Genomic DNA, 14195 nt, shown 5'->3' with positions numbered 1-14195 from the left:
ATAAGCTATTAAATAAACAGCGATATTTTAACAATTATTACTGAGAAAAATTTATCCCCATTCATGAATACGTTTAAAGCTGCAGGTATTTTTTTATGTACTGTTTTACTATTAGCGTCATGCTCAGATATTCCCGATCGCAGTTGGTCGGATGCCGTACCAGAAGAAGCACCTTTTGTAATTATTCCCGATGAAGCAGCTTCGCTCAATACGGTGCTTGATGCATCTCACACTCCTTTATTAGATGACATCACTTCTTCAGCCGTTCAATTATTATCACGAATCGACTCTACAGCCCAGTCTCCAATTCCATTAAATGCTATCACACTTTATCCAGACGCTGATAATCAGCTTGCCATTGTTTGGATGGCCCAGGCGTCCCGCGGATTTATTGAACGGATGCAAAACAACTTTTATCTCGATTTTGCGCAAAACCAGTACTCTTTTAACGACATCAAAATACATATTTTACATCTTGGTGATCGGAGACTTTTTGCAACTCAACTTCATGATGATCTATTTATATCCGAATCCAGCCTGGCCCTTGAAGAAACTATCCGAGCATACACGGGTACTCATCCCCGGGCAAATCTGTCCGATATTACGCCCCAGGCGGGGAACATCATCATGAACACACCCTCTCTTGATAAATGGGCGGAACAGTTGTCGATGGTTACGTATCGTCCGATTATTAAGAATGCACTTGAAGGTACGGAACCAACATTATTATCCGTTACGCAAAAAGGCGAAGGACAAGGAAGCATGCTTGAACTTGCCGGCACGGTTCCGCTTAATGAAAAAATCCCATCCGATCTGGTAGCTTCTGTTTCATCTACTAATGCACCTATTGTTTTAGATCAATATATTTCGTCTAATGCAGCGGCGGCAGGGTTATTTCGTCTTGAGCCACGAAGAGTTCCCCCAACTTCTCTGCCCGACACTACACGTCTCGATTCGGTTCTTATAGATGACCAAATTGCATACTCAGATATTGCAAAAACGCTTGATCCGGAGTTTTCACTGGTAATGTATGCACAGTCCGGATTCCTTTCTACCGGAGAACACCTCTTTTTGCGAAAGGTTTCGGATGTTCCAGCTTTGCGACGAGCATTGAATTCATTGACTCGCAACGATCACATTCAACGCAGCGATGGTACATATGTCATTCACAGCAATGCAATTGCCCAGCTAATAGGGAGTTCATTTTGCACGTTCCAGAACTTTTATCTGGATATCATCGGAGATGTAGTAGCAATCTCAAAACGTAAAGGACTTGTCGAGGGTGTTTCCTCTGACCGCAGCCGACGTCGTACCATGTATTATGAGCAAACATTTCGGGATATAAAAGAGGATCTCCCCGAAGAAATTAGTGGATTTTTTATTGGTAACAGTGATTTTTATTCATTTGTAGAACCTTTCCTGTCCCCCAATAATTATCTTAATGCACTCACTTCGAAGTTTGATATTATTACAGCATCGACGACTGCAAACAGTGAAAATAATTTTTCTTTCAGTTTAAAAGCGTATCAAACAGAAGACCGTTCAGCACCTTATCAAGAAAAATGGCTATTCCCTACGGGTTCCGATTTAACGGGCAAACCAATTTTAGCTAATATTGGAGGCAGTGACAGAAATGAGGTTATTTTTGCTACAAAATCCGGCGATCTATATGCTCTGGCAGCTGATGGAACAGTTGTTATGCGAGCTAATACCGGATCTGATACTCCGATTGGACCTCCCGTTGTTTACGACTGGTATGGAACCAATCAAAATGTAATTCTTCTTGCGGCCGGCAATAAAGTCTATGGGTGGAATGACAACGGGGAATTACTTCCCAAGTTTCCTTTTGAACTCAACGAAAAAATTACTTCACCATTAGTTGTAGAAGATATCGACCGAGACGGGTTACCAAATGCCATGATCGCTACAGCGGATAGAAAACTCCACCTAATGAATGGTCGCGGTGAGAATATTAACGGCTGGCCTGTTACTACAAATGCTGAAATTAGAACAATTCCAACAGTTACAAATTATCAAGGGGCAACAACTATTTTCGCATTTGCTGAAAACACCCTGCATGGTTGGCGTGCAAATGGCAATGAAAGAAACGGTTTTCCGAAATTTATCAATGCCTCATTAAATGGTTCTCCTGTATTGTACGAAGGTAATATTTTGGGAAACGCAGCCGACGGTTATTTATATTCCATAGGACCCAACCAGCTATTTTCTGATTCACTTAACGTCTTTGAGACAAGTACCGAATCTTCTGATATCGAAGCTGTTTACGCTTCAAATAGCGCATTGGTGGGAACTCCTTCTGTACACGATTTGACAGTTCAGGATGGAGACCAAACCCATCAGGAACCGATGATTTTGACAATGAGCTCAAATGGTTCGGTATTTTTGATTAATCAGGAAGGACAATTACGATTTACACAGAGTATGGGTCAACCTGCTGCACCGATGTTTTCACCTTTTGTCTCAGATATTGACAAGAATGGGCATAAAGACATTGTCGCATTGGCAAACTTCGGCCGCCTATATGCTTGGGAGATAGTAGATGGCGAACGTATTTATGCGGTCCCAACCAGCGGCATGCAATATCCTATTGTTACCGATATCGATGCCGATGGATACAATGAACTTATTGCCCAAACGCGGGAAGGTCTGCGCACTTGGACGATCTTTGGTACGAATGAAGATAAGGCTGAAGAGGATAGCGAAGAATCCCAAGAGTAATAGCCACAATTACAGGATATCCCCCAAGGCCTGTCGCAGGTAACCAAATTTGAACTCAAATCCGTGTTGCTGCAGCTTTTTAGGCTGCATACGTTTGCTCGTTATTACGGGATTCGCAGCTTCTCCCAATACCATATCCAATACAAATTCCGGCACTCTAAACAACGACGGCCGATGTAATTGGGAAGCCAGTTCGCTGGCAAATTCATTCATCGTCACCGGATTGGGAGCATTCAAATTATATGGCCCTTCCAACTCTTTATTTTGTAACGGATATATTAATCCGCGACATAAATCGAGCATATGAATCCAGGGGAAATACTGTTCGCCACTGCCAATCGGTCCACCAACAAAAAGCTTGAAGGGCAGTAGCATCTGTTCCAAGGCTCCCCCGTCTTTTTCAAGGACAACCCCAATACGCGGATTCACCAGGCGAACCCCGTATTCAGTCACTGGCTGGGCAGCTTCTTCCCAATCCACACATACCTTTGATAAGAAACTATTTCCAGCTGGTGCCGACTCATCCAATACCGTATCACCAGCCGGCTCGTAATAATCAGCTCCAGAAGCAGAAATCATCACCTCAGGCGGATTGTCCGCATCTTTAATAGCATTCAACGAGTTGTTCTGTACACTCGATGCGACTGGAATAGATCTTCTCTTTCACTTCATCAGTCCATCGCGTTCCAAAAATCGAGGATCCTGCTAAATTGATAACAGCATCTGCCTGCTCCATTTCAGGCACAAGGTTATCATCCCAAGAAACAAATTGCTGATTTTTTGCCGTTTCATCCTCATATTCTTCCGGTGATCTACTAACAATGGTTAAAAAGTGTCCCTCTTGAAGCAGCAACGTTCGCAAATTAGATCCTATAAATCCGGTACCACCAGTAATTAAAATATTCATAAATATTTTTCTTTTATATTCATATGAAGCTATTACATTAAGAATCTCAGTAGCATTCCATTAAGAATCAGTTCTGTAATGAATCCATCATATCTTAATAAAGCATTAACGGTCATTCGTTTCGTCTTAGGCATTCTATTCTTGGTTTCGGGAATAGGAAAACTCATTAGCGGTTCCGACGCTCGATACCTCGTTGAGTTGTTGGCTACTGAATACTACTGGCTTATTGAATATGCCAATTTTATTGTAATTACAACATCCATCATAGAACTCGTACTGGCTGTCCTATTGATATGGAACAAACTTTTAAAATGGGCTTTAGCAGGAACCTTGGCTATGCTCATTGGTTTCTCTTCGGTGCTTTCATACTTTTACTTTCAGGGGATGTCGGTAGAAAATTGCGGTTGCTTTGGTGCGTTTGGTTTTGCATCCGGGCTGGAATTTACCCTAATCCGAAATGCGGTGCTTATCCTGCTTACTATTATTGCATTTGTACTAATCGCAAAAACAAAATCTAAACAAATAGACGATACTCTTTAATTTCGAGAGACCCCTAATCCTGCAGAATCTGACATTCTTATTCGTTTTTCATCTGTGAGTGTCAATCCCGAAAAGGGATCATTACTGATCAGCAAATGACCATCAAGATCTACATAATCGGCCCATGTGCCCAATAATGCTCCTGCAGATATACCCAGTGAACTTTCGATCATGCAGCCAATCATCACCTCAAGATTTCGCTCACGGGCTTTCTCAATTAGCGTAGAAGCTTCAACCAAACTGCCCACTTTCTGAAGCTTAATATTAATGCCGTCAAATTGATCAGCAATTTCATCCATATACTCTCTGCCCACAAAGCTTTCATCAGCAATAATAGGCAACGGAGACCACTCTTTTAACTGAGCCAACTCCTTTTTACATGATGCAGGCATGGGCTGTTCAATAAATTCCACATTTTTATCCGCTAAAAACCGAATAGCTTCTTTAGCTGTAGCCAAATCCTCCCATCCTTCATTGGCATCTACCCGAATAATCTGATGTGATACCTCTCGAATACCTTTAATAATTTCTTCATCCTGATCAGTGCCGAGCTTTACTTTTAATATGGGATAATCTTTTGCTCCTTCTACCTTTTGCTGCATTACATCTATGTCATCAAGGCCAATAGTAAAAGAGGTCGGAGGTGTTGTTTGTGAAGGCGCATCCCACAATTTCCATAAGGGTTGCCCCTGGTTTTTGCCCCACCAATCCAGCCAAGCCATTTCGAGCGCAGATTTAGCTGACTGTACTGATTTTATTGATGTTTGTTCTAATCCTTCAGACAATTCATCGGCAGACTCAATATCATCAAAAAAAATTTCAGGAAGTTGTTCTATAGCTTCACAAACTACATCAGCATTTTCATCGTATCGACTATTCGGGCCCGCTTCTCCAAAACCAGTTACCCCGTCTGCCGATAAGGTAACTAACACATTAGAAACTGTTTTTTTGGTTCCTCGTGCTATTGTAAATGGATGGGAGGGTAAAAGTTCTAATTTCTCAAATTCAAGTTTAAAATGAGGCATATCCTGAAATTTTTAGCGCGTATATGTAAATATAAAATGCGGGACTTGCTAAAATCAGAGCATCAAAGCGGTCAAAAAATCCACCGTGTCCGGGCAAAATATCAGAAGCATCTTTAGCATTGGCTGCCCGCTTTATTCTGCTGGCTGTTAAGTCACCGATGGGACCAAAAATGCTGATCAGCAATGAAACAGGAGCTAACACAAATAGTGATACCGAAAGGTCAACAGGCACAGCATAGAAAGCAATAGTCAATCCAACCAGAGCTCCAAGAATTCCAAAGAAAAATCCCTCCCACGTTTTATTAGGGCTGATTGCAGGTGCCAATTTATTTTTTCCGAGATATTTACCTCCAAAATAGGCAAATATATCATTCCCCCAGACCATCAACAGCAACCCCATCGTCAACGCAAATCCAATTTCGGCAGCTCCCGTACTTCTAATCAAAATAATTGCCAATAATCCCAGTGGAGCATAAATACCACAAAAGAACGTGCCAATTATCTGCTTTAAGGCGTAGTCACTTGACTTGAAAATTTGAATGGCTATAAACAGTAAAAATATAACCATTCCTATGGTAAGTGCGTGGGGCAGGTAAGGACTCAATAATATCCACATGCCAATGGTATATGGAAAGAGATTATCAGGCTCAAATCCAGCTCCTGCAGCCAGCATAGATAACTCTCGCTGAATAAAAAGGGCAACCAGAATAATTAATCCAACAAAATAAAAGTCGCCGAGCCATGTGATAAATATAAAGAAAGCCGCAGCCGGGACAGCAAATAGAATACGTTTCGTAAGCTCAGTCACAGATCAATTATTCTTCTTCGTTGTTTCCTTCTTCCGGCACCTCAAATTCAGTCAACGCATTTCGCGCTTCCTCTTCGTATTCATCTGGCACATACAGGTAAACCATTCCCATCTCACCATAATTTACACTGAATGAGGAATCACGTTTAGACAAAATATTAGAGGGGATTTCAAGGCTGGCAAGGTAATTTTTAGCGCTTTCAACTTCGTACTCGGTACCACCCTCCATTACGCACGTCCAGTTTTCAATGTCGTTTGGTTCAGAACCTTCGAACATAATAAACCTCCTTAGGCTATTAATTTCTTATTTTGACCATACATCCAATATACAATATAAGCAGTAATTAACAGACTAATAATTACGGCCCACAATGGTGGCATTGATTCGGGGGTAATTTCTGCAAAAGCTGATTCGGGATAATACGTCCCCACCAAGCACGCTACCACCATTATTAATCAAATGCGCGACAATGGCCGGTATAATACTTTCTGATACCCATGTGATGTATGCGAATAACATGCCCAGCGTTGCAAGTGGTATTAAATTACTAAGCTGAATATGATATAAACCGAAAAGTAATCCCGATACGATAATAGCCGGCCAGATACCCCAGCTTTTTTGAAAAGCACTCATTACGTATCCGCGATAAAGGGTTTCCTCACAAATGGCCGGTACCAGTGCTACATGAAATAAGGTAAGTAGCAACAAGTGATCACCGCGCAGATAGTTTTCGATCATCTGCATTTGAGTATTTTGCATGTTGCTAAACATTTCGGGTACGGGGACAAGAGCATTAAGCCACGATAGAAACCAAATAGTGGGTTGTATCGCAACAATTAGCACAACAGTTATAACCGATAATTGAAGAGTATCGGGCCGAATAGAAAACCGGAGAAACTTTTTTCGTCCCTCTTTAGAGCTGTGCAAGCGTGCAAAAAACCAAGTCGCCAATCCCAGAAATAATATCTGTCCTGCCGAATTACCTATAAAAAGCAGATCCAGGTTTTCGGTAAGTTGCGACATCATCTCGTTGGCGTCTGCACTTATACCGCCCTCCATTAACATCAATACAATAGCCACAACCGAGGCTGTAACCTGAAAAAGGATGAACGCCGCTATAATCCAAAGCAGGGCCAGCGCCCAATCGGAAAAGCCGTTGCGTTCAGCCCAAGAATGATAATTTGAATTAAATGTATCTGTCCCAGAAGATTCGTTATTCACTAACTTATTTTGGTATCTACAATTATCCTTCCTGCTTTCCAAAAAGCTTGGCTCCTATCATGCCGGTTAAAACATTTAGGATGCCATACATGGGGAGATTATATAAAAGCTGTGTGCCTATACTATTTTGGCTGCGCATACTTTGCACCGTTGAATCAATCATCTGCTGCTTCTGAGCATCGGGCAATTCTGAGGCCTCAAAATTAGCAATCGTACTGTCAATTAGTTTTTGCGTCATATCGGGATCAATAAGCAGCCAGATCTGATTAAACACAACAGTTACCAATGCAATACAAATACCGGTAAACAACCCGATAAGTGCTCCTTTTCCCAGTTTTATACTTATCTCATATTCATTAGCATAGTGCCATATAGCCAGCATACCACCAAAGGCACCAACCAAACAAACGAATACTCCCAACAGCTGCACCGGTGAAAATAACGATCCCGTAGGTTCCGAATTAATAACTGCATAGCTCGTTACTAAAGACAGTGCAAAAACGATAACCCCAAATATTAATCCTGCTATCCCTACCGATGTCCAATACGGTGGTTGATTATTTTGCTCTGCTTGTTGTTCTGCTACTTCATCCATAATGATCCCGTTTCGTTTTAGTTATGATGAAAAAAATCTCCGATAAAAATTAATGCTGCTGAACTTCCCAGCATCCCACCCAACAGTGTACGTGAAACTAACGTATTCTGCCAGAGTCCAAAGAAATTTCCGGCAGCGTCAAGAAGATTAAATAATAGCATAAATACTACGATTTTCTTTATATATGTTACCCTCTTTATGTTTAATAATGTTACAATTGGCAATAGCCCCCATCCTAAAGCAAATCCGGAATAAATCCCTATACATCTGCTGCAAACAGCCATGGGTTGCCCGTTAATCCAAAACGAGCGATCGGCAATTTGATGGCATAAACTATAAAAACTCTGATGTTGCCATTGCCCTGGCCATGGAGTAGACTGGTTAAACAATCCACCTCCAAGAGCAACAAATACTACTACAAAAGCCAAAAATAATATTGATCCATATAATATTGGCTGGCGTATTTGCATGACAGCATTAACCGTTAACTACTTTTTTTAATCCATTTATAAAATCAGAAGGAGCCCGGCACGGTTTACGAGTATCCTCTTTCATAAAACAGAGTTCAACTTTCCCTTGGATGTGTGGGGCTTCCCTTCGCTCAGTTTTAACATAATAATACGTTTCGAGTCGCACCGTGGGAATATCAAACAGCAATACCTCTACATCCATCAGCTCATCATAAAAAACCGGTGATTTATAATCCACCTGTGTATGGATTACAGGTAGCATGATGCCATTTTGCTCTAATTTAGCATAAGGTAGTCCCAGCGACCGTATCATCTCGGTACGCGCTTCCTCAAAATATTCCAGGTATCGGCCGTAATAGACATATCCCATTTTATCAGTTTCACCATATCGACTGCGCAACTGATGGTTGTAACTAAAAATAGGATCTTTATCTGGAAACAATGAAATCCGGTCTACTTCTTGTTAGATACTTTTTTGAATTCACCCATGTTGGCATATTTGTCAATACGGGATTCAACTAATTTCTCGGATGATTTTTTCTTTAACCGTTTTAACGATTCCAGTATTTGTTCTTTTACCGCCTTAGCGGCCTGATCATAATTCCGGTGAGCCCCGCCAAGCGGCTCCTTGATAATACCATCAATAATATCCATCTCTTCGAGATCTTCGGCCGTAAGTTTTAATACCGCTGCTGCCTGCTCTTTATAATCCCATGTCTTCCACAAAATAGAGGAACATGATTCCGGAGAAATCACCGAATACCAAGTATTCTCCATCATATAAACTTCATTGCCCATACCTATACCTATGGCACCGCCACTGGCTCCTTCTCCAATCACAATCGTGATAATGGGTACCTTCAGTGTAGCCATCATCTTTAGATTCTTTGCAATAGCTTCAGCCTGTCCACGCTCTTCGGCCTCCAGTCCGGGATAAGCACCGGGCGTATCAAGCAATGTAATAACCGGAATATCAAATTTTTCACCCAGCTTCATCAAGCGATGAGCCTTACGATATCCCTCGGGATTCGCCATCCCAAAATTGCGATACTTTCTACTTTTCGTATCACGGCCTTTTTGATGTCCCATAATAACGACAGACTGACCATCAATAGTCGCAAAACCACCTACAATGGCTTTGTCATCACTGTGGTAGCGGTCGCCATGTATTTCAACAAAGTTTTCGGTGATTTTATAAATATAATCCAACGTATAGGGACGATCGGGATGACGTGCCAACTGCACACGCTGCCAGCGTGTTAAATTTGTAAATATCGATTCTCGAAGTTCATCGACACGTTTTTCAAGCCGTTTTATCTCTGGCGAAAGAACATCATCATCCGCAACAGACAATTCACTCAGCTCTTTGATCTTTTTTTCCAGATCGGCAATAGGTTGCTCAAAATCTAAATACTGCATAAACGAATTTTATCACTTAAAAATGACTTCAAATATAAGAACTAATCCGAAGATATTAAGAAGATATCTTACTGTCTAAAGTGTCCCAAATATACTTTGAATTTTTAATGTCCATACCCGCCAAATAGCCTCCCAAACAATAGATTTCGACATCTTAGAAACTCCTTCTTCGCGTTCACGAAATATAATAGCTACTTCCTTAAGTGAAAATCCTGCTTGCCATGCCCTAAAATGAAGTTCTATTTGAAAGGCGTAACCGTTCGACCGAATTTTTTCCACTGAAATATCCTCAAGCACTTTTCGATGGATACATTTAAATCCAGCTGTCGTATCAAAAATTGGCAATCCCGTAATAAATCGGGCATAAAGATTAGCACTGTAAGACAAAATAAGCCGACTCAATGGCCAATTAATAATACTTATTCCTTTAGCATATCGCGATCCAATGGCCACATCTGCCTCTCCCGCTTTTACTTCTGCTATTAATTTTGGAAGATCTTCCGGATTGTGAGAAAAATCGGCATCCATCTCACAGATATACAAATAATCTCGATCGAGTGCGTATTTAAATCCTTCTACATAAGCTGTTCCCAATCCCAGTTTGCCGGATCGCTCAATTAAATGCAGTCGATTCCCAAATTTATTTTGAGCTTCATTGACTAAATCAGCTGTTCCGTCGGGTGAACCATCATCAACAATTAATAAATCAATATCCTCATCTTGATTTAATACCTGATCGATAAGCTCCGAAATATTATTAGCTTCGTTATATGTAGGAATTATTACTAATGTCTCTTTAGACATAAATCTTGTTAAAATGATTATTTCTGCTTAACGGATACTTCTCTATTCTCCTAAAATGTACTAAGGATACGAAATAGCTTATTAATGTTGCATAAATAATTTTCCTATCTTCAGCGCTTAAGAATATAAAAGAATTGCTAACTTATTAATATTTATTACCATTGTTTAATTTAGAGAAGACTGCCTCATCTACAAAAGCACGTCTCGGTACACTTACTACTGCTCATGGGAAAATTGATACCCCAATCTTTATGCCGGTGGGTACGTTAGGCACAGTAAAAGCCGTAAAGCAGGACGAGCTGATCGATAAAGTAAAAGCTCAAATAATATTAGGCAACACCTATCACCTTTATCTCCGTCCCGGATGTGATATTATTGAAAACGCGGGTGGACTTCATTCTTTTATCAATTGGGATCGTCCCATTTTGACAGACTCCGGAGGATATCAAATTTTTTCTCTGTCCGATAATCGAGAACTAACTGAAGAAGGAGCAAAGTTTAAAAGCCACCTGGATGGATCAAAACATATGTTCACTCCCGAAAATATTGTAGGAATTCAACGCACCCTTGGTTCTGATATCATGATGGTTTTAGACGAGTGCCCACCCTATCCTAGCAGCTATGAATATGCCAAGGAATCTATGGAACTTACCCATCGCTGGGAAAAAAGAGGAAGAGAAGCATTTTTGGAGACGAACCCAAAATATGGCCACCAACAAGCACAGTTTGGGATCGTTCAGGGTGGCACCTATGAAGATCTACGCATAGAATCTTCTAAATTCATAACCGATCTTGATTTCGAAGGTATTGCCATCGGCGGGCTCAGTGTAGGTGAACCTACCGAATTAATGTATGAAATGACTGACCTCAATACTGACTACCTTCCTGAAAATAAACCCCGTTACCTGATGGGCGTAGGAAAGCCCGAAAATCTTTTGCATGCCATTGCTCGAGGCATTGATATGTTCGATTGCGTATTGCCAACAAGAAATGCCCGTAATGGTCAAATATTTACCCGCAATGGATACATAAATATTCGAAATGCCAAATGGAAAAATCATCAGAAACCATTAGATCCGGAATTTCCTACCGATTTGTGCCAAAAATATAAAATGTCGTACATCCATCATCTGTTTCGTAATGATGAATTACTCGGATTACAATTAGCCTCCCTCCATAATCTCACATTTTATTTATGGCTGATGAATGAAGTAAAAGAGCGAATTGCCAATGATACATTCCATAACTGGTATAAAGAAAAGGCAGAAATCTTAGCTACAAAGATTTAATCTTGAATATTTTACAATAAAAAAAGCCCTTCACGCATAGCGTAAAAGGGCTAAAAAATAAAAAAAGAGAGCGGGCGGGGACCTACGCTTCCTCCCGGTCGGGAAGTACCATCGGCGCTGCCGGGTGTCACGGCCGTGTTCGGGATGGGAACGGGTGGAGCCCCGGCGCTTGGCCCGCCTGCTCAAAAATGTGTAAAAACAGTATGTCAAAGGGTGGTCTTCGACGTAGTGATAGCTGGGGTAAGGGGTGGATCGGAGGTTGCTGCTTGCTCGTTGCTTCGGCTTGGCTGCCCGACCCAACGGGTCGTGCAAGCCATATAAGCGGAAGCCGGTAGCCTTATTAGTACGGCTCGGCTGCACGCGTTACCGCGCTTACACCTGCCGCCTATCGATCTGGTCGTCTTCCAGAAGGCTGTAAAGGGAATGTTTATCTTGGAGCGTGCTTCGCGCTTAGATGCTTTCAGCGGCTTATCACTTCCGCACATAGCTACCCTGCGATGCCCGTGGCCGGACAACAGGTCCACCAGCGGTGCGTCCACTCCGGTCCTCTCGTACTAGGAGCAGCTCTCCGCAACATTCCAACGCCCACAGCAGATAGGGACCGAACTGTCTCACGACGTTCTGAACCCAGCTCGCGTACCGCTTTAAATGGCGAACAGCCATACCCTTGGGACCTTCTCCAGCCCCAGGATGCGATGAGCCGACATCGAGGTGCCAAACCTCCCCGTCGATGTGAACTCTTGGGGGAGATAAGCCTGTTATCCCCGGAGTACCTTTTATCCTTTGAGCGACGGCCCTTCCATTCGGAAAACCGCCGGATCACTAAACCCTGCTTTCGCAGCTGCTCGACCTGTATGTCTTGCAGTCAAGCACCCTTATGCTTTTACACTCTGCGCACGATTGCCGACCGTGCTGAGGGTACCTTTGGGAGCCTCCGTTACTGTTTAGGAGGCGACCGCCCCAGTCAAACTACCCACCATACACTGTCTCCCGAATCCTCGGGATTAGAATTCAGCGGCCCAAAGGGTGGTATTTCACGGACGACTCCACGCCAGCTGGCGCTGGCGCTTCCGGGTCTCCCACCTATCCTGCACATCGGGCAGCTAAAGCCAATGTAAAGTTGTAGTAAAGGTTCACGGGGTCTTTCCGTCCCGCTGCGGGTAATCGGCGTCATCACCGATACCACAATTTCACCGAGCTCGTGGCTGAGACAGTGTCCAATTCGTTGCACCATTCGTGCAGGTCGGAACTTACCCGACAAGGAATTTCGCTACCTTAGGACCGTTATAGTTACGGCCGCCGTTTACTGGGGCTTCAGTTGGCCGCTTCATCGCCGAAGCGATTAACAGCCTTCCTTAACCTTCCAGCACCGGGCAGGTGTCAGCCCCTATACATCGTCTTACGACTTAGCAGAGGCATGTGTTTTTGGTAAACAGTCGATTGGACCTGGTCACTGCGCCCCCGACGGGCCGAAGCCGGCCGGGGGGATCCTTCTCCCGAAGTTACGGATCTAATTTGCCGAGTTCCTTAGCCACGATTCGCTCGAGCACCTGAGGATCCTCTCCTCATCTACCTGTGTCGGTTTTGGTACGAGCGCTATGCCAGCAGATGACGACGGGTTTCTTGGCAGCAAGATTACCTACGCTATCGGTTTGCCCGTAGGCTCCCCGTACTGTCGGCGTTCGGCCTTGGTGGTGGGCGGATTTGCCTACCCACCGGCCTACTGCCTTTAACCTGCTATTCCATCAGCAGGCGGTAGTGTCACTTCTGCGTGACGCCTTCATCTATAGCTGGATAGCGGTACCGGAATATTTAACCGGTTTTCCATCGGCTTCGCCTGTCGGCTACGCCTTAGGTCTCGACTAACCCTGATCCGATTTGCGTTGATCAGGAACCCTTAGATTTTCGGTGGAGGGGGTTCGCACCCCTCTTATCGTTACTCATGCCTACAGTTTCGCTTCCAGAGCCTCCACTGGTCCTTACAGACCAACTTCGATGGCGCTGGAATGCTCCTCTACCACTGTACCGACGAATCGGTACAATCCACAGCTTCGGCACCAAACTTATGCCCGCGAATTATCGACGCCGGGCCGCTCGACTAGTGAGCTATTACGCACTCTTTCAAGGAATGGCTGCTTCTAAGCCAACCTCCTAGTTGTCTGGGCAACCCAACTTTCTTTGTTCAACTTAGTTTGGATTTAGGGGCCTTAGCTGGTGGTCTGGGTTGTTTCCCTCTTGCGGGAGGACGTTATCGCCCCCACGCTGACTACCTGGCAACACGGGCCGGCATTCGGAGTTTGTCTAGATTTGGTAGGCGGTGAAGCCCCCTAGTCTAATCAGTGCTCTACCTCCGGGCCGCTTGGCGCCAGATGCTATA

The 14195-nt window shown here is 43.3% G+C and carries 14 protein-coding genes and 2 rRNA genes (1 of these 16 running past the window's edge); 3 read left to right on the top strand and 13 right to left on the bottom strand.

The features are described 5' to 3' along the window. Positions 1-63 precede the first annotated feature (63 nt). Positions 64-2739, top strand: a complete 2676-nt coding sequence (locus U5J89_RS04725) for a hypothetical protein (RefSeq protein WP_322574455.1) — start codon at positions 64-66, stop codon at positions 2737-2739. 9 nt (positions 2740-2748) lie between these two features. Here U5J89_RS04725 and U5J89_RS04720 read toward each other — a convergent pair whose 3' ends face one another. Together U5J89_RS04720 and U5J89_RS04715 are read right to left on the bottom strand one after the other, a co-directional pair. Continuing rightward, positions 2749-3357, bottom strand: coding sequence for a TIGR01777 family oxidoreductase (locus tag U5J89_RS04720; RefSeq protein ID WP_322574454.1), 609 nt, complete (start codon positions 3355-3357; stop codon positions 2749-2751). After that, entirely contained in the window at positions 3344-3646 is a 303-nt protein-coding gene (locus U5J89_RS04715) for an NAD-dependent epimerase/dehydratase family protein (RefSeq protein ID WP_322574453.1), read from the bottom strand. Before U5J89_RS04715 ends, U5J89_RS04720 begins: the two co-directional genes overlap by 14 nt. A gap of 78 nt (positions 3647-3724) precedes the next feature. Between U5J89_RS04715 and U5J89_RS04710 the strand changes: the two genes are divergently transcribed. Further along, positions 3725-4186, top strand: a complete 462-nt coding sequence (locus U5J89_RS04710; protein ID WP_322574452.1) for a MauE/DoxX family redox-associated membrane protein — start codon at positions 3725-3727, stop codon at positions 4184-4186. On the opposite strand, the gene U5J89_RS04705 is transcribed toward U5J89_RS04710, so the two are convergent. The 9 genes from U5J89_RS04705 to U5J89_RS04665 form a co-directional block, all read right to left on the bottom strand. Beyond that, positions 4183-5211 (bottom strand): dipeptide epimerase, encoded by a 1029-nt coding sequence (locus tag U5J89_RS04705; RefSeq protein ID WP_322574451.1) that lies wholly within the window; start codon positions 5209-5211, stop codon positions 4183-4185. The two genes, U5J89_RS04710 and U5J89_RS04705, sit on opposite strands and share 4 nt — an antisense overlap. Next, a complete protein-coding gene (locus tag U5J89_RS04700) occupies positions 5198-6019 on the bottom strand; it encodes a phosphatidate cytidylyltransferase (protein ID WP_322574450.1) in 822 nt (273 codons plus the stop codon). The genes U5J89_RS04705 and U5J89_RS04700 overlap by 14 nt, the downstream gene beginning before the upstream one ends. 7 nt (positions 6020-6026) lie before the next feature. Then, positions 6027-6296, bottom strand: a complete 270-nt coding sequence (locus U5J89_RS04695; RefSeq protein WP_322574449.1) for a hypothetical protein — start codon at positions 6294-6296, stop codon at positions 6027-6029. Between the two features lie 75 nt (positions 6297-6371). Next, positions 6372-7241 (bottom strand): CPBP family intramembrane glutamic endopeptidase, encoded by an 870-nt coding sequence (locus tag U5J89_RS04690; protein WP_322574448.1) that lies wholly within the window; start codon positions 7239-7241, stop codon positions 6372-6374. Positions 7242-7263: 22 nt separating this feature from the next. Continuing rightward, on the bottom strand, positions 7264-7836 hold the full coding sequence (locus U5J89_RS04685) for a DUF4199 domain-containing protein (protein WP_322574447.1): 573 nt from the start codon (positions 7834-7836) through the stop codon (positions 7264-7266). 17 nt (positions 7837-7853) lie between these two features. Continuing rightward, positions 7854-8306 carry a DUF2085 domain-containing protein gene (locus U5J89_RS04680; RefSeq protein ID WP_322574446.1) on the bottom strand — a complete coding sequence of 151 codons (453 nt, stop codon included), beginning with the start codon at positions 8304-8306 and terminating at the stop codon, positions 7854-7856. A 7-nt stretch (positions 8307-8313) separates the two neighbouring features. After that, a complete protein-coding gene (locus tag U5J89_RS04675; RefSeq protein ID WP_322574445.1) occupies positions 8314-8748 on the bottom strand; it encodes a thioesterase family protein in 435 nt (144 codons plus the stop codon). Positions 8749-8759: 11 nt separating this feature from the next. Continuing rightward, positions 8760-9725, bottom strand: a complete 966-nt coding sequence (locus tag U5J89_RS04670) for an acetyl-CoA carboxylase carboxyltransferase subunit alpha (protein ID WP_322574444.1) — start codon at positions 9723-9725, stop codon at positions 8760-8762. A 75-nt stretch (positions 9726-9800) separates the two neighbouring features. Continuing rightward, on the bottom strand, positions 9801-10529 hold the full coding sequence (locus U5J89_RS04665) for a polyprenol monophosphomannose synthase (RefSeq protein WP_322574443.1): 729 nt from the start codon (positions 10527-10529) through the stop codon (positions 9801-9803). 161 nt (positions 10530-10690) lie between these two features. Here U5J89_RS04665 and tgt point away from each other — a divergent pair, with 161 nt between their 5' ends. Then, a complete protein-coding gene (gene tgt, locus U5J89_RS04660) occupies positions 10691-11818 on the top strand; it encodes a tRNA guanosine(34) transglycosylase Tgt (RefSeq protein ID WP_322574442.1) in 1128 nt (375 codons plus the stop codon). A gap of 69 nt (positions 11819-11887) precedes the next feature. Here tgt and rrf read toward each other — a convergent pair. Together rrf and U5J89_RS04650 are read right to left on the bottom strand one after the other, a co-directional pair. Beyond that, positions 11888-12000, bottom strand: a 5S ribosomal RNA gene (gene rrf / locus U5J89_RS04655). 137 nt (positions 12001-12137) lie between these two features. Then, positions 12138-14195, bottom strand: a 23S ribosomal RNA gene (locus U5J89_RS04650) (it continues 860 nt past the right edge of the window).

This window comes from Fodinibius sp. (genome assembly GCF_034521915.1).
Lineage (GTDB): Bacteria > Bacteroidota > Rhodothermia > Balneolales > Balneolaceae > Fodinibius.
Note: the sequence above shows the minus strand (reverse complement) of the source record. Positions and strands in the feature narration are given on the sequence as shown.